This window comes from Staphylococcus sp. GDY8P120P, assembly GCF_017892065.1.
Lineage (GTDB): Bacteria > Bacillota > Bacilli > Staphylococcales > Staphylococcaceae > Staphylococcus > Staphylococcus nepalensis.
Genome location: NZ_JAESKI010000013.1, coordinates 111,686 through 131,934 on the forward strand (window position 1 = coordinate 111,686; position 20,249 = coordinate 131,934).

Below are 20,249 nucleotides of genomic sequence, written 5' to 3' on the forward strand. Positions count from 1 at the left end.
TCCGCATTATAAAATAATGACAATACAAAAACCTCGTAAGCTTTCTGCCTACGAGGTTTACAGATACAATATTTATTATTGTTCTTCTTTAACATATGGTAATAATGCCATATGACGTGCACGTTTAATAGCTAAAGTTAACATACGTTGGTATTTAGCTGAAGTACCTGTTACACGACGTGGTAAAATTTTACCGCGTTCTGAGATAAAACGTTTTAATAATTCTGTATCTTTATAGTCGATATGTGTAATGCCATTTGCTGTGAAATAACAAACCTTTTTACGACGACGTCCGCCTCTTCTTGGTCCACCTGCCATGGTAACTGCCTCCTTTTAAAAAATTTTATATTTTATATGTTCACTATAATTAGAATGGTAAATCATCATCACTAATATCAATAGGTCCGTTTGCGTTCGCAAATGGGTTGTTTGATTGATTATGATTTGATGAATTATTGTTATTATTTTGATAAGAAGACGTGTTTTGTCCAGATTGTTGTCCACCAAAGTTTTGGAAATTATTATTTCCTTCTTGAGCATGACGCTGATTTTGGTTTTTAGGTTCAAGGAATTGAACACTATCACAGACAACTTCAGTCACAAATATACGACGACCTTCTTGGTTTTCATAGCTACGTGATTGAATGCGACCGTCAACGCCAGCTAAACTACCTTTGAATAAGTAGTTGCTTACATTTTCTGCTTGTTTTCTAAAAACAACGCAGTTAATGAAATCAGCTTCGCGTTCCCCTTGCGCATTTGTAAACGTACGATTTACCGCTAGAGTAAAAGTCGCAACACTCACGCCTGAGGGTGTTGTTCTATATTCTGGATCTTTTGTTAAACGACCGACTAAAACAACTCTATTTATCATTTAAACGACCCCCATTTATTATTTTCTTGTCTTATCTTCGTCTTCACGAATTACGATATAACGGATGATATCATCTGTAATTTTAGCTAAACGTTGGAATTCGTCAGTAGCTTCGTTATCTTCAGTTTGGATACGTACGATATTGTAGTAACCTTCACTGAAATCATTAATTTCATAAGCTAAACGACGTTTGCCCCAATCTTTAGTTTCTAAAACCTCTGATCCGTGAGAAGCTAAGATACCGTTGAAACGATCAACAACAGCTTTTTTAGCATCTTCTTCAATGTTTGGACGAACGATGTACATAACTTCATATGTTCTCATTTATAATTGCACCTCCTTGTGGTCTATACGGCTCACCATCTAATGTGGTAAGCAAGGAATAATTTTCATTACTCACAATCAAGAATTATAGCACACGCCTTTACATTTTACAATGATTAACAGACGTTCAAACGTATATTTTTTATTGAATGTTTCATATGAAACATCTAGAAATACGAGTACATTTAATGAAATTCCAAAATCACAATAAACGCATACTTTAAATCATGAACCCCATTTATATTTTATAAAAATTTCTTATTTATATAATTAAAAATCACTTGAGACAAACTTGATAAATAATTTTAATTCTACTAGCATGTCAAATATGTTCTTGTTTTATATGTTCTTGTAGCAAAAAACGCTTACATTATTTACATCATTCTATATTTAAAAAGGAGATTTATATGAGTTCAATAATCAGAAAAGGGTTTTTATCAATTAGTATTCTATTTGCAACTACAATGACTTTGAATGCTGCACATGCAGCTGAAGATACAGCTAACCAAAAAGGCACAATGGGTTACGGGTACCAAAAATACCTTGACGAACATCCAGAAAAAGCTCAAAAAGAAAAACCTGAAAGTAGTTTTCGTTCTGAAGCTGGCACAACAGCTGCTGGAGAACGCGTCTTAGATATATCAGAATGGCAAGGTGACCTAACAGCTCAACAAGTAAAAGACTTAAAATCAAATTACGACTTTATTATTATTCGCGCCCAATACGGATCCGAAAAAGTTGACGCTACATTAGAACACAATTCAAATTTGTTAGATAAATATAACTTAGATTTCGGTGTTTATTCCTACAGCATGTATGAAAATCCAGAGGACGCACGATATGAAGCACAAACATTATATAACCGAGCACCTAAGGCTAGCTTTTATATTAATGACTTTGAAGAAAACACCGTAACATCTGGCACGACAGAAGAAAGTACTTCCGCATGGTATGATGAAATGCGCAGCCTTGCTGGTGATAAAAAAATCTTATTCTATTCTTATGAAAACTTTATGAAAGAACATGCTTCGGAATCTGTTGGTCAATATGATGGCTATTGGATAGCTAATTATAATCCAGGACAACCAACTCAAGAACATGTGTTATGGCAATATACAGATAGCTACGCATCACCTGAATTAAATCAAAATGTAGATGCAAATTATACTGGCCCTGGTGTAGATACATCATGGTTCACATCATAAGTGTTTTAAAATAACTGCACAATGTGTTATAAAAACATCCACAACATATAAGAAGCAAGGCAGTAATCCAATGTTTCTAAAATTGATTGCTGCCCTATTTTTATTTTGGGTACACATATATAAGCTCAAGTCTTTCTTTTTTATTTATATATCACTCAAACAAAAATCTAACCAATCAATATAAGCTTGTTCACGAAGTATTGCCTTTTTCAATATACGAATATGTTGAGCATCTTTAGTAGAATCAAGACTTTTAAAAATCGACTCTAAGTAACTTAGTTTTTCTAACTTATATGTTTGCTTACTTACTAAAAGATTTTTCTTCTCTTCAGCCTTTAAATAATCATAGAAGTAAACTTTAATTGCAAAAGGGTCTTTATTATTTTCTTCCTCATCTGCTGTTTCAATCCAATGGTGTAAGGTTTTCTGACCTAACGGCGTAATACGATATATTTTTTTTGTTACCTTACTCGTTTCATCTACATCTGAAATAAAAATATGTTCAGATTCCAAAAGTTTTTTTAGTTCATTATATATTTGGCTATGTTTGGCAGACCAAATCTCCCCTATAACCTCACTGAATGATTTATAAATTTCGTACCCTGTTAAAGCTTGATGGTTTAATAAACCTAAAATTGTGTATTGAAGCACATTTTTCAATTTAACCACTCCCATTGATTTGACATGATTAGTATACAGATTTAAAATGTAAAAGTAAACATGTAAGTAATTACATATAGGAGGTCGATCAGCATGTCTACATTAAAAGAATTTATTGGAATGCATATGATTTATACGTATGACAATGGATGGGAATACGAAATGTATGTTAAAAATGACCATACCATTGATTACCGTATTCATTCAGGCATGGTTGGAGGCAGATGGGTAAAAGACCAAGAAGCTGATATCGTTGAAATCATTGAAGGGGTTTATAAAATATCTTGGACAGAGCCAACTGGTACCGATGTTTCATTAAACTTTGTCCCTAATCAAAATCTAATGCATGGTGTTATTTTCTTCCCGAAATGGGTGCATGAGCGCCCAGATATCACCGTTTGTTATCAAAATGATTTCATTGGTTTAATGGAAACATCTAGAGAAAAATATGAAACGTACCCTAAATATGTTGTACCAGAATTTGCAAAAATTACTTACATTGGTGCACCTGGCGTGGATAATGAACAAGTTATTGCACAAGCACCATATGAAGGTATGCCGGAAGATATCAGACAGCACAAATTAAATTTCCAAAAATAAGTTAGAAGTACAAATTTTAATATTTAAGACAGCCGTATGATTAAATATTAAAATTATAAAAACCCCTATATATTACAAAATACGTAATATATAGGGGTTTTAAATTTAAACATTAAATCTAAAGTGAACAACGTCGCCATCTTTCATGATATATTCTTTACCTTCTAATCTTTGTTTACCAGCTTCTTTGGCACCATTTTCACCGTTAAATTCAACGTAATCATCATAACTTGTCACTTCTGCACGAATAAAACCGCGTTCAAAATCTGTATGGATAATGCCCGCACATTGTGGCGCAGTCATACCCTTAATAAATGTCCAAGCGCGTACTTCTTGTACACCAGCTGTGAAATAAGTCGCTAAACCTAATAAGTCATAAGTTGTTCGAATTAAACGATCTAAACCTGGTTCTTCAATACCTAGATCTTCTAAAAACATTTCTCTGTCATCAGCTTCAAGTGTAGCAATTTCTTCTTCAATCTTAGCGCTAATTACGATTACTTCAGAATCTTCTTTATCTGCATATTCACGAATTGCTTGAACTTTTTCATTATCTTCATCGCCTATTTCATCTTCACCTACGTTAGCGATGTATAGCATTTCTTTAGATGTTAATAATTGTGCTTGATTCACATATTTTTGATCTTCTTCAGTGAACTCTAAACTTCTTACTGGAGCGCCTTCTTCTAATGCTTCTTTAATTCTTGTTAAAATACGAACTTCATTTACAGCATCTTTATCTTTTTGTCTCGCCATTTTCTCTAATTTTGGTAGGCGTTTCTCAACTGATTCTAAATCTGCTAGTACAAGTTCCATATTAATCACTTCGATGTCTTCTATAGGATTCACTTTACCAGACACATGAGTTACGTTATCATCATCGAATGCACGCACAACTTGGCAAATGGCATCAACTTCTCGAATATGAGATAAGAATTTGTTCCCTAACCCTTCACCTTTAGAAGCGCCTTTCACAATACCTGCAATATCAGTAAATTCAAATGTTGTAGGTATTGTTTTTTTCGGTTGTACCATATCCGTCAATACATCTAATCTGCTGTCTGGAACCTCTACAATGCCTACATTGGGATCAATTGTTGCGAATGGATAGTTCGCTGCAAGTGCACCAGCTTTAGTAATTGCATTGAAAAGTGTTGACTTACCTACGTTGGGTAAACCAACGATACCTGCTGTTAAAGCCATTTAGTCATTCTCCTTGTTTTCAGTATCTTGATTAGATACTAGTATTTTTTTTAATTTTTTATTAAAAGTTTGTCTTGGAATCATAATACTTCTTTGACAATTTTCACATTTTATTCGGATATCTGCACCCATGCGAATAATTTTAAAACGATTTGTGCCACAGGCATGTTGTTTTTTCATTTCTACAATATCATTTAAACCGTAATTGGATGTCATTCTGTAACACCTCCGATCGTCTTACGCATTATTTTGTTGATTGGCTTCGTATTTTACCATCATTGGTTGTGGCATTTTAATTTCTTTAAGTTTGAATAGTTTCAATATTTCTTTTCTTAAAATGCGTGCGCCTGTAAAGCCTTCTCCAGGTATCGTCTCTGCAGAAATACGCAATACGATTTCATTATTTGTGATGGAATTTACACCCACAACCTCTGGCGTAGATATAAATAAATAATATTTCGAACGAATCGCTTCAAAGAAAGCATTTAATTCTTCTTCTACTTTATCAATATCTTCCTCTATAGAAACTGGGATTTCTACGATCGCTTCACCATTTATCACAGAGTAGTTCGTAATTTCACCGACACTACCATTTGGTAATGTCGTCAGTTCGCCAGAAATAGTATTAATGCGCATAGATCTTAACCCTATTGATTTAACAGTACCTTCTGCTACTGGAGCACCACCGTTACTAATTTTAACATAGTCTTCCACGTCAAATTGATTTTCAAAAATAATAAAGAAACCTGTAATGATATCTTTAACTACAGTTTGTGCACCAAAACCGACTGCTAAACCTACAACACCAGCACTTGCTATGATGCCTCCCACACTGATACCAAATTTACTTAAAATCGTAGTCAACACTATAAACCATACCACATACGAGACTACATTTTGTACTAATGATATTAAAGTTTTTGACCGCTTTTTATTACCATTTTTGCCTTTATTTTGAATTTTAAAGAACTGTGCGATACCTTTGTTCACAAAATGTAAAATAATCCATGCAGCCACTACATAAACAATAATCATTATTAGATTAGAGAGTAATGATTGATACGTTTCTGGTTTCAATAATGGTTCTATTATCGAATATAGAATATTTTTCACTTGATCCAACTATACTTCCTCCTTAACACATTGTCACTTTAGTTTATTATAACCTTTTTAAAGCTGAAACAAATCCAACTTTCGCTCTAAATTACGACCTTATCAATGATCTATGCCACTACGTTAACCTCATCTAGTTTATTAAAAATATAAGGATTAGCAAAGTGTTTAAGCATAATTATCACTATATTTTTTAATGTTTTTAGTTAAAAATAGACAAAAGAAAAAGAACCATAATTTAAAATTATGATTCTTTAACACCCAATAAGTAATATTACTACAAAAACACTTTGAAATAAAGCATTTTTTTGATTTTCTTTACCCCCCTCAACTACTCAATATCAATTTTATATACTTCTTTATCTATCAAGCACATTTTACACTAGTTAAAATAATAATTACATACATTCTAATTTCAATTAATTTATTATATTAACGCTCAGGAATACTTTTTGGTTATCTAGGGAATTTTCAACATAAACCAATATAATTATTATAATATTCAGATAAAGGGGGTGTTCACTATGTTAGCAACATTAGCAGAACAAGTTCTCAAATTAATTTTTGATCAAATTAAATAATCGCGTTTTACTTTTAAATATGAAGGAGTGATTAAAATGATTGAAAACATACTTGAACTCATTTTCAAAGATATTTTAAAATAGTAGATGTTTCTTTTAAATGAAATACTTACAATGGATAAGTATTCAGATTAAGGTTACATACATTTGAAAGGAGGGATATTATGGTAGGAGGATTATTACAAACAGTATTAGACTTAGTTTCAAGCATTTTACCTTTATAATTTTAAAGCATGGATAAAAATTATGATTCTTTAACACCCAATTATTTATATGAGGATAGCCATCTTTTAACAAACGATACTTCTGATTTCAATAGGTTATGAGTGCCTACTGACCCTTACATCAGTAGGTACTCTATTTTTGAGACTAACAATAAAAATGAGCCTAGGCAGCTTTTATGCCTTAGGCTCATTTTTATTGTTAGCAGTAATGAACTTGAATGAAACTATACTTGTACCAACAACCATCTGTTACTACATCCTATTATACAAAATTTCAAAACACTAAATTTGATAACGGATTTATTCAGCAATTTTTTTCTCAAGATTGTTGAAAAGTTTAAATATCATGACACGTTCACCTGTTTTAGAACTTAAATCAGTGTGAAAACCTTTAACTTCTTCACCAGTAATCGAGTAAATAATATCATCGAGTGCTTCAATACCAGATTCTACTAATTTTGATCTTGTACGTTTAATTGTTAATAATCCTTCATGCGTTTCGCAAACTTTATATTCAGCTTGTGTCAAAACGCCTTGTAAACTCACAATAATCATATCACGTAAAATATCTGTTTTTACAGAAAGCGAACCACGACCAAGGAAATCTTTTTCCCATTGTGTAATTGCTTTACTGATTTCAGACTCATAGGCACCTTTGGTTGTTTTCATGTCGTATGCATCTCCCATAGAATCAGAATGTCTTATCACATTATTTTAATAATGCTAACATTATCATTTTTGCATGTATTTCTCCATACTTATGCGCAATTACCAAGAAATTAATCTATCTAGTTGCCTTAACCATTCACTTATCTGCCACCATATCATTTTAAAATCATCTTGATAAATTAATTTAATGGCCAATCATGCCATTGACCAAATGCATCTATACTTGCTAATTTAACCCATCTGTTTAATACTTTTTGATAAAAATCATGATTATCGTTTAATATCTGTCTAATAAAATCATCCGGTGCTTGAACGACAATAAGGAGTCTGATAGGTGAATGATACATTTCATTATCTGCTGACATCACAGATTGCCAAGGTAGACCTGTCAATAAATCACTCGCATTGCCTTGCATCACGCCTATACCAGCTGTGATTGTTTGTGTCGTCTTACTGCCACTACCGTAGTAGTGAGGCGCTACTGTTGAAGCGTAGTATTGTAAATTAATCCATTGTGCTACAGTAGCTGGTCCACTAATTATATTAGCTAATATACTACCGTCACTATCTTGCTTCCAATCATAATTGTGTAAAAAAGATCGCCCTTTTAAATCACTATGTTTAGTTAAGTCACGTTGACCAATGATAAATGAAGCGTTTCTTGCTAACCCCCACTCAGGTCTAATTTCGCTCCAATCATTTGTTAAGCGATGTACTTCTTTTAAAGGGTCTTTTTTAAACAAATGATTGTCTGGCAAAGCTTTCAAACGCTGCTCGTTTGCTCTATAGCTAATATCAGGCATAGCTGCTTGTATTTGATTAAAAGCATTTTGCGCAGTTTCAGATAAATTAGGCGTATATATCCAATCTAACTCATCGATAGAAGTTTGATGTTCTGCTGCTACAAAAACAGTATCTTCTGGGATAACGATGCCTTCAGTTAATAAGGACGCCCTTACTTCTGGTAAATTACATAATTGCGCCAATACTTTTGCATTAAATCCACTTGCTGCACCGCCACACGCCCCACAGTCTAACGAGGAAGCATAGGGATTGTTCGCACTTTGACTTCCATGGCCACATAACACCACTAACGGCGCAAAATGAGAAGTCAGTCCCATTAAACGCAACGCCTGATGCACATACGCTACTTTCTCTTTTTCTGTAAAACCAACTGGCATACCTTCTTCAGTATGGTTACAATGTTGCAACGATAATGTTGTATCATTTGGCTTTTGTAACCAACCCGCGTAAAATTTTCTAATTAATTTACCAACAGGTCTGGGTGTAAAACTACGTGAAAACATTTGAAGGGTTAACCAAGGTCCACTTAATTCTGGTAATAGCAAACTAGGCAAAGCGTTTTGCTTCATTTTCTTAAATGTATACGTTATTGATTTAAGTATATGCTGATGTTGGCGAAAAGTAGTAGGTTCTTTTTCGTGTGTGTACTCTTTAATTTTATGTTGAGGCTGGTTCATCACAGGTAAAGAAGGATGACTATGTTCACTTCCTAACGCTTCCTTTACAATAGGCAAGCCAAAGAAGCCTGCAATACCAATTGTCTCAAATGGCCCCGCCGCTTCTATTTGCCGACGGAAAGGTTCTGAACGCACATCGATACAAAATGCCATTTGCACTTGTGTTGTGTGCTGTTTGTGCTCAACGTTTTGCTCCGATTCAACAGCGGTTTTTAACTGTTTTTCATAAGTTGCTTCCCAAGCTTCTAGTAACAATTTTTTACAAATTTGCGTTTCAAAATGGATCGCAAAATCAATATACACCTTTTGTTGAGATACGGATAACTGGTCCCATTGTTCAGTTGTAAACAGATCGGTATGAATCCAATTTTCCCTAAATTCATCAACTGAATATTCAAATTCATAATTTGGCTCTGTTGCAGGCAAATAAGATTGAACGATAGCCCATTCTAAGCCAACACGAATCGCTAAATAGGCTAATAGCAATTGATATTCAGTGTGATGATATTCATCTTGCCATAGCATCATGCCAGCCCACCCAGGCAACGCTAATAAATGATTTTCTAAATAGGATTGTATCTGGCCCTCCGACACTCCTAATGCTTCTAAACATACTTCAAGTAAATCTTCAGCATTATCTGGTAAAGTCTTCAGACGTGTACGCTGTTTTTTAGATAACGCAGGATCATGTTGAACAAGGCGTCTCCATGCAACAAACAACCCTTGGTCACGGTTGGGCATTGTCCAACCCGATTGGGCATCGTCAAGGTACAATTTACACCATTTAATTACATGATAATCTACTATATCTATTAATTTTTTATCGTTTTTATCAGTGATATACGTACTCACTAATGATGTTGTATTCATGTCATCTGTTTTATTTAATGCATTCGTACGATGGTTTGCTATGTCTTGACTTTCTGAAACACGATTCAATACTGTTAAGTGGGCTAAATCTAGAGATTTTCTAGCATAAGTTTCAACGTGATTTTTAGCTATAGAAGGGTTTATTTGTTTTAACCACTGTTGTAACTTAAGTTCAATCTCACGGTCATCTATTTCATTACGCTCATATGCCTGTTTAAATGTATTAAATGTTGGATAAATATCTACGTCACGTACTTTTTTCAACCATTGTGCAATATTTTCAAATGTATATTGCTCTAAATTGGCCCATGGGTTTCTTGCAGCAAATACTGAAATAGGCGATAAAGGCACAATGACCCTGCTTGCTTCAGAGATGATATGATTGATATCATCCGTATACTGGTTTTGGTTTGTTATGACTTTATTCATTCCCATTTTAGCGGCCTCCTTTTGATAAATAAGTCTTAAGATAATTAGGATGACGTTCAACTGTTTCAGCTTTTGCATCACCTAAACGCACAATCCACATATATAAAATTGAAAATGCTACAGTAGAACGATTGTGTGCCACCCATGTACTAATTAAACTACCTAACAATAAAATAAGCGCTACAAGAATCACGATAATTGTAGGAGGTTGCGCACTATGCAATGTCATTGTATATAATGCATCAGCAAAATAATGATGGACTAAGAAGTATACACCACCGACAACAATTAATACTGTCAAACCGACAACACGCCCTAAACGACCTTCTCCAAACGCAACTAACTGCGTCCACGATACAGATAACGACCAAGCTAAGATAAGGCCACTCACAAGGCGGTAACCTTCTTCTGGCGCGCTTAACCAAAAGCCTAATCCAATAACGATTGCTAAAATACGCCCACTTACAATCCATACATAAGACATTCTTTCATTTGCACGACTTGGCACACTAAAATGGCGTACCGCTGATCCAGAACGAAGGAATAATGTAGCTTTGAATAAACCATGTAAAATTAAATGAATAATAGCTGGAACATATGCCCCCAGAGCACATTGGATAAGCATAAAACCCATTTGGCCAATCGTTGATCCTACTAGTAAACGCTTATAATCCACATGTATTAAGCTTATACCTGCACCTAACAATACCGAAACACTTGCAAAAAACAATAAAATAATAGCTGCTATATCGCCGCTAAAGATTGGTGAAAATTTTGTTAACATGATACCCCCAGCGTTAACGATACCAGCATGCATAATAGCAGAAACTGGCGTCGGTGCGGCTACTGACTCGATTAGCCAACGTTGGAAAGGCCATTGCGCCGCTGGAATCATAACTGCTAAAACAATGAGTAAATTAACGCCGAATTGACCCCAGCTGCTTATAATAGATAAATGTGTCTCATCTAGCGCAGTAGAATAATGCCATTCCCCTGTCAATATACCAATCCATAATACTCCTAAAAGTAACGCTACCCAGCTTAATAAAAATAATTTTGCTGTCACCTTAGCTGCAATGCGTGTCACTTGCCATGCATTTGTCAATCTAATTAATAGCGTAAGCCCTAATAATGTGATTCCCCAACAAACTACCATGATTCTCATGTCTGCAGTCAACCAAGCTAATGCCGCAAAAGTAGTCGTAAAAGTAAATAAAGTGAAATATTTTTTATAACTTTTATCTCCTGCCAAATAGCGAATACAATAGCGTTGAATAACCAAACCGATGACTAAAACAAAGCCTGCCATTAACCATGACAATACATCCGAACGCCATACACCTACTTCTACATTTTTCTGCGAAAAAATAAGACCTAAACATGCAACTAAAGCTGGTAATGCTACAAAATAAATATGTATACGTGCATATTTAGGTGTGATTTTTTTGATTAAGAAAAAGAGACTACTCAAAATAGAAACAATTAATGTTATAAATAGCAATGCTAACAATGCATTCGTATTAATTACGATCATCACGCTACCTCCTTTAATACAACTTCTAAATTTACATCAGCGCAAAATGTCCATTTGCATAATCGTTGAGATTTACATTTTCCATAGAAAAAGCCGACAATTAATAACAAATCGATATTGATTCATTATTATTGTCGGCTTCATTACAACTCACATCATTTTGTGTTTTGCGCTGCTACCTATTAAATATTTATTTATGTTGAAGTTCATTTTTTAATGTCGTACTGTGAGACGTACAATTCTTAATTTCCACTGATATTCATACACTTTTTCAATTTACCAATACAGTTCAATTAGCAACTTGCTAAAGCATGATTTACGTAGAAAACAGAGAATAATATGCCTAACATTTTAGTTTTCAATATTAATAAGATATAACGATTATTCGTGTTTGTCAAGAAAGACTACATGTTACTACGTTGTTTTACAATGCTTTATGTTTAAACACATGTTTAGAAGTAATAAACGAAAGCAACATAACGATTAAACCGAACACTGCAAATGTGCCACCATACCAAAGATTTTTACTGACTTCACTTATCATATCCCCTGAACCAGAGAATAAGGCTAATAAGCCAAAATAGTAAACGAAAAATACAATCACTACTATAATAGAAACAATCATAAAGATTACATTAGATTTCTCAGCACCTATTTTAAAAGTAAACGGGAAAATAAGTGAATATAATGCAATAAATCCAATGCCCAGCATTGCAGAATTAATGCCTGTAACGATACTATCTGCCACAATAGCATTGATTACAAGGGACACGATCATACCCGTGAGTGCCAATATACTGTAAAAAGCAAAGTGACTTGCCACATAAGTATTTCGACTATAAGGTAACGTTGACACAAAATACATCCATTTTGAATCCTTTTCATCCTTTAAATTATCTGTTGCTGGAGAAACTAAAAAGATCATAGGCATAAAACTAGCGATTAATGGATTGGAAAATGAGAAAAATAAACAAATTGGAATACTTAATAACAAATATGTATAAATGGATTTTTTATTCGTAAAATAATAACTCATTAAGTAACCTTTCATACTAACTCTCCTCTCATTAATATTTTCGTCGCGTCATCAATTTGTTCTATAGATTGTGCTATATCTATTTCATCTTTGTTATTGATCAGTGCTTTACCTGAGCCTTTATGTATACGATAAGCTATAACAGCACTTTGATTTACATCAAATTGCCCCTCTTCAAAAGTAACAATGCCATAATCGTTTAATAACGTTTCTTTTTGTTCTTGCAATAAAATGCGACCATTTTTCATAAATATTAATTTATCAGCAAGTGTTTCTATATCTTCTGAAATATGTGAAGAAATAAGAATCCCATTACCTTTATCTATGAAGTCTTCAAGTATTTCTAATACTTCTTCGCGCCCTGAAACATCCATCCCTGCCGTTGCTTCATCTAAAATTAAAAGTTTACTATCATGTGACAATGCAATCGATAGCGATATTTTCATGCTCATTCCACGTGAGAATGTCTTAACTTGACGTTCTTTAGGTAATCCAAAATTTTCAAGCATATCAAAAAAGTGCTTTTCATCCCAAGTACGGTAAATGTTGGCAAATACTTTGCTAATTTCTTTAGCATTCAGTTTATTTGGAAGACGAAGGTCATCAAACACGACACCCATATGTTCTTTATATGTATATTCACGGTTCGTTATAGATTCATCAAAAAATTGAATTTCACCTGAATCTGCAAACCGGTTTCCAACTAATGTATTGATTAGCGTTGATTTACCAGAACCATTTTTTCCAATAAGCCCAACCACTGTGTGAGGTTCAATCGTTAAATTAATTTGATTAAGATTAAAATCAGAATCAGCATAACTTTTACTTAAATTTTGTACATTTAGCAAATATGTCATTGTTATCCCCTTATCTTTTTTTATCATTTAAAACAATATAAATGGTTTAACATTAAACAACTTATAAATTAAACATAATATAATCCATTAAAACAAACAATACATTTTTATAAAAAATCGATTAAAAATTGATTTAAGTATTAATAAAGTATAACTTGCATGTGTATTCAAACGTAAATTTAGTGAAACAAAGAAAAAGACGGGATAGTCGTCTTATATTACTAATAAGATTGCATTACCCCGTCGATACTTCAATAACTAAGAAGCAAACACAAACGCTATGGCACTTGCAGAACTACTACGACTAGCCGATTAAATGAACTAAAACCTATCGATCTATAGCACTTTAGTCATTCTACAAATGTTTGATATAAGACTACCTTTCAACCTGGCGCCTACTATCAGCGTCATCTTCGAAACTGAGACATTGATATAGGTATGGTTCAGTTTCGAGTTATTCCTGTAACTATTTAATAATATCAATCAATTCTTTCTTAGACGCTGAACGTGCCGGAATCCAACCAAACACAATGCCTATCAACGTTGAAACACCTACTGCAATAAGAACCGAGCTTAGACTGACCGCACTCTTAATATATTCTGGTGTTACAGCATCTACAAGACTTGCGACAAGTATTCCTATGATTAGACCAATAATACCGCCAATGACACATAACACAACGCTTTCCACCAAGAATTGAATTTCAATATCTCGTCCTTTTGCACCAAAAGCACGTCGAATGGCAATTTCTTCCGTACGTTCAGTTACAGAGATATACATTACATTCATTACACCTATGCCAGCGATAAATAATGAAATACCCGCAACAGCAGCCACAAAGTAAGTAATACCATCAAATACTTTGTTGATATTTTTCATAAACGCTTCCATATCTGTATAAGTATAACTACCTTCACCTGCGCCTGAACCTTTTTTATTCAAAGCTTTAGCCACTTTATCTGCAACTTCTTTTTTATCGGCGTCATCTGTCAATGATAATTGAAGTGATGGGTAATCTTGTGTTAAATAGCCCATATATCTGTCAAATGTGTTGGCAGGCATATTTACAGCTGATGGGTTCATCGCATCATTTACAATACCTACTACTTTAAAACCTTGATCGTCAATATATAATGTCTTACCAATTGGCTCATTATTGAACACATCTTTAGCAATTTTATCATCCACAGTGACGACTTTTTTATTTAATTCATTATCATCTTCATTAAAACCGTCACCTTTTTCAGGACGCGTCATTTCTTTTTTCTTTAAAATACTAATATCGCCTTTTTTCTGCGCGTTAGTCATCTTAGCTGAATAACCTTGGTCTTCGGTCTCTTTAATTTTTGCATCGGTAACACCGTTAACTTGTTTAGCAATATCTATATCTTGCTGACTAAATGGATTTTCCTTTGCGCCTTCGCCATCACTTTTCATATAATTCACTGTTGCTGAATCTTTACCTGCGCCAGTATCTTCAAATTGTTCTGAGGCCGTTTGTTTAAATCCGTTACCTAGCGACATAATTGTGATAACTGCAGCAATACCGATAATAATGCCAATCATCGTGAAGATATTACGCCGTTTATTTTTTAAAATGGATTTGAATGAAATAGCGATGATATTTGATAAGTTCTTCATTCAACCACCTCTTCTCTTTGGACACGACCATCGAGGATATGAATGATACGATCTGCCTTGTCTGCCACTTTACGGTCATGCGTCACGAGAATCATCGTCGTATTATGCTCTTTATTTAATGCCATAAACAATTCAATGATGTCTTTTGAGGTTTTTGAATCCAGTGCGCCAGTTGGTTCGTCAGCAATAATAAATTTAGGGTTATTAATAATCGCACGTGCAATCGCCACACGTTGTTGTTGTCCTCCAGACAATTGATTAGGCGCTAAATTTTCTTTATTGTATAGCCCAACATCATGTAATGTATTGGATACTTTAGTTTTACGCGCTTGTGCTCCAAGTCCTGCATAAACTAGAGGAATATTAACGTTTTCTAAAACAGTATTATTTTGAATTAATTTAAAGTTTTGGAACACAAACCCAACCGTCTTGTTTCTGATTTCTGCTAATTCATTGTCTGAACTTTCTTTATAATTTTCACCTTTAAATAAATAATCGCCTTCATAACCTCGATCAATAAAACCTAATATATTGATTAATGTACTTTTACCTGATCCTGAAGGCCCCATAATGGCTATAAATTCACCTTCTTGAATGCTAATATTAATGTCTTTCAAAATATGGTTTGTCTCATCGCCATTTTGAAAATGTCTATTGACATCTACAAGTTCTATCATGATGACACCTCAACTTTGTCTCCATCATTCATAGATTTTTTAGGGTTTTTAACCAGTTTATCGCCGGTTTTCAGACCTTCTTTCACGAAAATTTCCCCATTAACTTTATCAATTTTAATGTCTCGTTTTTCTACTTTATTACCCTTACCTACTACAAATACATTATTATCTTTCGTTAATACTGATTTTGGTAATTTAATCGCATCTAATGGTACTTCGACATCTGTTGAATAGCCAGCACGTACGGGAATATCGATATTATCAATAACGATGGTATATTTTGATGTGTCTGAGTCTTCGCCACTACTTGGGTCCGAAACTGGGTTTGAAGCTTGCGTACCGCCGCCTTCTTCACTACTTGAATCAGTAGCTACTGCGCCGCTACCACCTTTATTCAAGCGTTCTTCATAACTTTTAGGTAATTCTGAAATTTTCTGTATTTCACCTTTGCCTTTTTTACCAGTACTTGTTACTTTGACGTCTACTTGATCGCCTTCTTTAATTTTCCCAAGATCAAACTCAGTCACTGTTGCTTTAATTTGTGGTTCATCTCCAACAAGTTGCAAAATAGGTTCGCCATCTGAGACGTGATCCGTATTTTTAATATCTATTTTGCCATCAAATGCAGCATAGATACTATCATTAACTTGACGATCATATTGATTTAGTTGTTGCTGCGCTTCCGCTCTCTCATTTTCATTTTTAGCGCTATCCACTTTATCAATTAATTGTTGGCGCTTATTATTATTAATTTCATAATTGATAAGCGGATCGCCTTCTTTAACTGATTGACCGTCATCAACTTGTGTACTTACATATGTACCTAATTGACTGTTGTTATTGTATGTTTTTACTGATTTAGGTGACGCCTTACCTTCTAAATTGAGTGGGCTCTCTTTTTCTACCTTATATGTATCATAGCCATTATTATCTTTCGAACTGTTGTTTGCTTGTCTTAAAATAAGTGCAATTGCAATTAATAAAATAATTACAATAACGGCGATGGCCCACGTCCACTTTTTCTTCAATTAGTAAACACTCCTTTAAAATATATTCATTTTAGATACTATCACAAACACACAATAAAAAATATAATGCATAACATGATTTTCTACACAATATTTATTTAAAAATATAAATCTAAAAATATTGTAATGTTAAAATGTGAATCTAAGTTAATTTATTATTTTTAATTTTATTTAATTTTTTTCTTAAAACTGTTTGAAAATATTGTAGGTAATGTTATGATTTGGAAACAATACATATAGGGGGCAAGGGACAGATGGAGAATTCTAATTTACCATTTTTACAACACTTTTCAAATTTACGCGAAAACCCTAAATGGGGGCTTAAACTGATCCTTTCTATTATCGTGGCAGCACTTTCTGCAGCTATCGGTGCCATGTCAATTGATTATAATGAAATATATCAAGAAGCAGGTGCGAATGGAGAAGCCATGGACATGGATATGGGCATGATCGGATTAATCGTGGGCATTGTTGGCGGCGCTTTTAGTAGTATTATAGGTATCGGCGTTACATTTGTAATCTTTTTAATTATTTCCAAAATAATGAAATCAGATGCAGGTGCAAAATCAATCTTTTCTGCAACGTTAAGTTTCTCTTTAATCACTGGCATCGTTGGGTTAATTGTTGTATTGATTCAATGGGTTGCAGGTTTATCACTGTTAGATTACAACATTGCAAGCCTAAACATTTTTGATAAAGGAAACCAAATGCTAGGTGCGTTAAATTTACAAACACTTATTGATGCATATGTCTTTGGTATTATGCTATTTGCAACAAATCGCCTATCTAAAAAGGCAGCTATGATATGGGCAATTGCTTACATTCTCGTATCAGTTGGCTTTGCTTTAATAGGCGCAAGTTTCCAATAATGAATATTTCTATCAAAAAACCCTGAAACATTGTTGTTTCAGGCTTTTTTGATTAATAAGTTTACTTATGTAAAAATAACGATTAAACATATTTTACATAAGCATATTCACTAATGATTCAACTCGTTTAAAACTTATTCTAAAAATAGAATTTTGTGAATGGCTTAAGGAGGAACGCTTTATGGCCAAAAATTCAAAAATAGACAAGTTTCTTTTGAGAAGCTTAGTTATTGTAACCATCTTGTGTTTTGGAACATTATTTTTACATATGTTTAATATCGTTAATGACACTGTATACTTAATTGCTTCAATTATTATGTCACTATTGATTGTCATGAGTGGCGTGATACATCTATGGGAGAAACAATTGATTCGCGGTATCATATTCACATTAATTGGTATCATTTTGTTAATAAGTAATATAGGTTTTATTTAAGTGCACCAGGTAAATAGACACTTATCTAATCGTTTTATATGCTTATTTACGATATATTAACAAAGTTATAGTTTTTATATACGTCATAACGAAATATATAAATCCAACCATCTGATGACATGAACCATTAACAAAAAATCCCGACGCACTGTTAAACAGTATGCCGGGATTTTTCTATTGCTATTCTACTTAAATGTTTCCTTCATAAACTAGAATTAAATTATAAATACTTCGCTTTTTCCGCTTCTCTTAGCTCAATACGTCTTATTTTGCCAGAGTTGGTCTTAGGCAAGTCTTCAACAAACTCAATTGCTCTTGGGTATTTATAAGGTGCAACGTCTTGTTTAACAAAATTTTGTAATTCTTTGATTACGCTTTCGTCCCCAGTAATGTGATCTTGCAAGATCACAAATGCTTTGACGATATTTCCTCTGATTTCATGTGGACTAGCTACTACTGCACATTCTTTAACGTATGGATGTTTTGTAAGTGAATCTTCAACTTCAAACGGCCCAATTGTATAACCAGAACTGATAATAATGTCATCTTTTCTACCTTCGAACCAGAAGTAACCATCTTCATCTAATTTCGCTAAATCACCAGTAATAAAGTATTCACCAATTTGTGGCTCAGCAGTACGTGCTTCATCTTTATAATAACCTTTAAACAAAGCAGGTAAATCTAACGGCACTGCGATATTCCCTACTTCATTTGGTTGTGCAGGGTTACCATCATCATCTATAACTGTAACGTAACTACCAGGAATGCCTTTACCCATTGATCCAGGGCGTCCTTCAGTGTCTTTTAAGAATCCGATCAACAATGTGCTTTCTGTCTGACCATAACCATCTCTAACTGTTAAATTAAAGTTTTGTTTGAATTTATCAACAACTTCTTTATTTAATGGTTCACCTGCAGATACGGCACTATGCAAATGTGCTAGTTTATAATTTGTTAGATTGGGTGACTTAGCCATTAAACGATATTCTGTTGGTGTACAACATAATACATTGATGTCGTATATTTCTAGTAATTCAAGATATGTCTCTGCATTAAATTTACCGTTATAGACAAATGCTGTCGCACCTGATCCTAAAATTGATAAAAATGGGCTCCATACCCATTTTTGCCAACCTGGCGCTGCAGTTGCCCAGACCGTATCATCTTCTACAATACTTAGCCAATGTTTAGGCGCCATTTGTAAATGCGCGTATCCCCAACCATGAGAGTGCACAACTGCTTTTGGATTTCCTGTAGTACCTGAAGTATATGATAATAAAGCAATATCTTCTTTTGAAGTTGCTTCAATTGTAAGCTCATCTGAAGCTTCAGCTTGTTCGTCTTCAACGTTTATCCAATTTTCTACTTTGTCACCAACAATAAATTTAAGTAATGACTCATATTCTTTAACATCCTTAAATTCTTCAACGCTGTCACTGGTAGCTAAAATTGCTTTCACTTCACCATGCGTAATCCGATATTGCAAATCTTTAGTGCGCAACATTTCAGAACTAGGGACGATAATAATACCTAATTTTAATGCTGCTAGATAAACTTCATATGTCTTAATTGCACGTGGCAACATAACTAATAATTTGTCACCTTTTTTTAAACCATATTTTAAAAACATATGTCCAATTTTATTAGCATTATTAATAAGTTGGGTATATGTCGTATCTTCTTCTTTACCACTTTGATCCCTGAAAATAATTGCTTTTTTCGATGGATTGGTTGCATATTTTTCAATTTCACTAACTATATTGTATTTTTCTGGAGCAATTAGATTTGCTTTATTCATTTGTTACTCTCCTTAAATCGATCATTAATTTTGTAATATGCGATGTAATATGAAATTACATCGGTTCTGATTATTCTGAAAATAAAAACACATGAGTATGCCTTTCTAACAGAACAAAAAGTTATTACATATCCACTTA

20 protein-coding genes are annotated in these 20,249 nt (G+C 33.7%); 4 read left to right on the top strand and 16 right to left on the bottom strand.

Annotated features, from left to right (window positions below; all coding sequences use genetic code 11):
* Positions 1-75 precede the first annotated feature (75 nt).
* Genes rpsR through rpsF form a run of 3 tightly spaced genes read right to left on the bottom strand, consistent with a single transcriptional unit; the run spans position 76 to position 1,198 of the window.
* The gene (gene rpsR / locus KA900_RS09660; protein ID WP_042737618.1) at positions 76-318 is read right to left on the bottom strand and encodes a 30S ribosomal protein S18; all 243 of its coding nucleotides are present in this window, start codon (positions 316-318) and stop codon (positions 76-78) included.
* Between the two features lie 49 nt (positions 319-367).
* Positions 368-874, bottom strand: coding sequence for a single-stranded DNA-binding protein (gene ssb / locus KA900_RS09665; protein ID WP_096811066.1), 507 nt, complete (start codon positions 872-874; stop codon positions 368-370).
* An 18-nt stretch (positions 875-892) separates the two neighbouring features.
* Positions 893-1,198 carry a 30S ribosomal protein S6 gene (gene rpsF / locus KA900_RS09670; RefSeq protein WP_096811067.1) on the bottom strand — a complete coding sequence of 102 codons (306 nt, stop codon included), beginning with the start codon at positions 1,196-1,198 and terminating at the stop codon, positions 893-895.
* Between the two features lie 407 nt (positions 1,199-1,605).
* Here rpsF and KA900_RS09675 point away from each other — a divergent pair, with 407 nt between their 5' ends.
* Entirely contained in the window at positions 1,606-2,403 is a 798-nt protein-coding gene (locus tag KA900_RS09675) for a GH25 family lysozyme (protein WP_096811068.1), read from the top strand.
* A 144-nt stretch (positions 2,404-2,547) separates the two neighbouring features.
* Here KA900_RS09675 and KA900_RS09680 read toward each other — a convergent pair whose 3' ends face one another.
* Positions 2,548-3,054, bottom strand: a complete 507-nt coding sequence (locus KA900_RS09680; RefSeq protein ID WP_242703032.1) for a PadR family transcriptional regulator — start codon at positions 3,052-3,054, stop codon at positions 2,548-2,550.
* Between the two features lie 102 nt (positions 3,055-3,156).
* On the opposite strand from KA900_RS09680, the gene KA900_RS09685 reads away from it, so the two are divergent.
* Entirely contained in the window at positions 3,157-3,663 is a 507-nt protein-coding gene (locus KA900_RS09685; protein ID WP_096811070.1) for a phenolic acid decarboxylase, read from the top strand.
* Positions 3,664-3,768: 105 nt separating this feature from the next.
* Here the strand turns inward: KA900_RS09685 and ychF are convergent, their stop codons facing one another.
* The 11 genes from ychF to KA900_RS09740 all read right to left on the bottom strand — a co-directional run bounded on the left by ychF (position 3,769) and on the right by KA900_RS09740 (position 17,007).
* Positions 3,769-4,866, bottom strand: a complete 1,098-nt coding sequence (gene ychF, locus KA900_RS09690; protein ID WP_096811071.1) for a redox-regulated ATPase YchF — start codon at positions 4,864-4,866, stop codon at positions 3,769-3,771.
* A complete protein-coding gene (locus tag KA900_RS09695; protein ID WP_096811072.1) occupies positions 4,867-5,082 on the bottom strand; it encodes a DUF951 domain-containing protein in 216 nt (71 codons plus the stop codon). It lies immediately after the preceding gene.
* 21 nt (positions 5,083-5,103) lie between these two features.
* On the bottom strand, positions 5,104-5,988 hold the full coding sequence (locus KA900_RS09700; protein ID WP_096811073.1) for a mechanosensitive ion channel family protein: 885 nt from the start codon (positions 5,986-5,988) through the stop codon (positions 5,104-5,106).
* A 1,096-nt stretch (positions 5,989-7,084) separates the two neighbouring features.
* The gene (locus tag KA900_RS09705) at positions 7,085-7,453 is read right to left on the bottom strand and encodes a Na-translocating system protein MpsC family protein (RefSeq protein WP_096811074.1); all 369 of its coding nucleotides are present in this window, start codon (positions 7,451-7,453) and stop codon (positions 7,085-7,087) included.
* A 179-nt stretch (positions 7,454-7,632) separates the two neighbouring features.
* Positions 7,633-10,239: a DUF2309 domain-containing protein gene (locus tag KA900_RS09710; RefSeq protein WP_115342456.1), complete on the bottom strand. Its 2,607-nt coding sequence runs from the start codon at positions 10,237-10,239 to the stop codon at positions 7,633-7,635.
* 1 nt (position 10,240) lies between these two features.
* Positions 10,241-11,767 (bottom strand): NADH dehydrogenase subunit 5, encoded by a 1,527-nt coding sequence (locus KA900_RS09715; protein WP_242692962.1) that lies wholly within the window; start codon positions 11,765-11,767, stop codon positions 10,241-10,243.
* A gap of 424 nt (positions 11,768-12,191) precedes the next feature.
* Positions 12,192-12,818 (bottom strand): ABC-2 transporter permease, encoded by a 627-nt coding sequence (locus KA900_RS09720; protein ID WP_115342458.1) that lies wholly within the window; start codon positions 12,816-12,818, stop codon positions 12,192-12,194.
* Positions 12,815-13,660 (bottom strand): ABC transporter ATP-binding protein, encoded by an 846-nt coding sequence (locus KA900_RS09725; RefSeq protein ID WP_115342459.1) that lies wholly within the window; start codon positions 13,658-13,660, stop codon positions 12,815-12,817. Before KA900_RS09725 ends, KA900_RS09720 begins: the two co-directional genes overlap by 4 nt.
* 466 nt (positions 13,661-14,126) lie before the next feature.
* Positions 14,127-15,302 carry an ABC transporter permease gene (locus tag KA900_RS09730; RefSeq protein WP_103373503.1) on the bottom strand — a complete coding sequence of 392 codons (1,176 nt, stop codon included), beginning with the start codon at positions 15,300-15,302 and terminating at the stop codon, positions 14,127-14,129.
* Positions 15,299-15,979 carry an ABC transporter ATP-binding protein gene (locus tag KA900_RS09735; protein WP_115342460.1) on the bottom strand — a complete coding sequence of 227 codons (681 nt, stop codon included), beginning with the start codon at positions 15,977-15,979 and terminating at the stop codon, positions 15,299-15,301. The genes KA900_RS09730 and KA900_RS09735 overlap by 4 nt, the downstream gene beginning before the upstream one ends.
* A complete protein-coding gene (locus tag KA900_RS09740; RefSeq protein ID WP_115342461.1) occupies positions 15,976-17,007 on the bottom strand; it encodes an efflux RND transporter periplasmic adaptor subunit in 1,032 nt (343 codons plus the stop codon). The genes KA900_RS09735 and KA900_RS09740 overlap by 4 nt, the downstream gene beginning before the upstream one ends.
* Before the next feature lie 254 nt (positions 17,008-17,261).
* Here KA900_RS09740 and KA900_RS09745 point away from each other — a divergent pair, with 254 nt between their 5' ends.
* Complete coding sequence (locus KA900_RS09745; protein ID WP_210139510.1) at positions 17,262-17,876, top strand: hypothetical protein; 615 nt, start codon at positions 17,262-17,264, stop codon at positions 17,874-17,876.
* Between the two features lie 181 nt (positions 17,877-18,057).
* Positions 18,058-18,312, top strand: coding sequence for a hypothetical protein (locus tag KA900_RS09750; protein WP_207572963.1), 255 nt, complete (start codon positions 18,058-18,060; stop codon positions 18,310-18,312).
* A gap of 220 nt (positions 18,313-18,532) precedes the next feature.
* Here the strand turns inward: KA900_RS09750 and mbcS are convergent, their stop codons facing one another.
* The gene (gene mbcS, locus KA900_RS09755) at positions 18,533-20,110 is read right to left on the bottom strand and encodes an acyl-CoA synthetase MbcS (protein ID WP_115342462.1); all 1,578 of its coding nucleotides are present in this window, start codon (positions 20,108-20,110) and stop codon (positions 18,533-18,535) included.
* Positions 20,111-20,249 lie beyond the last annotated feature (139 nt).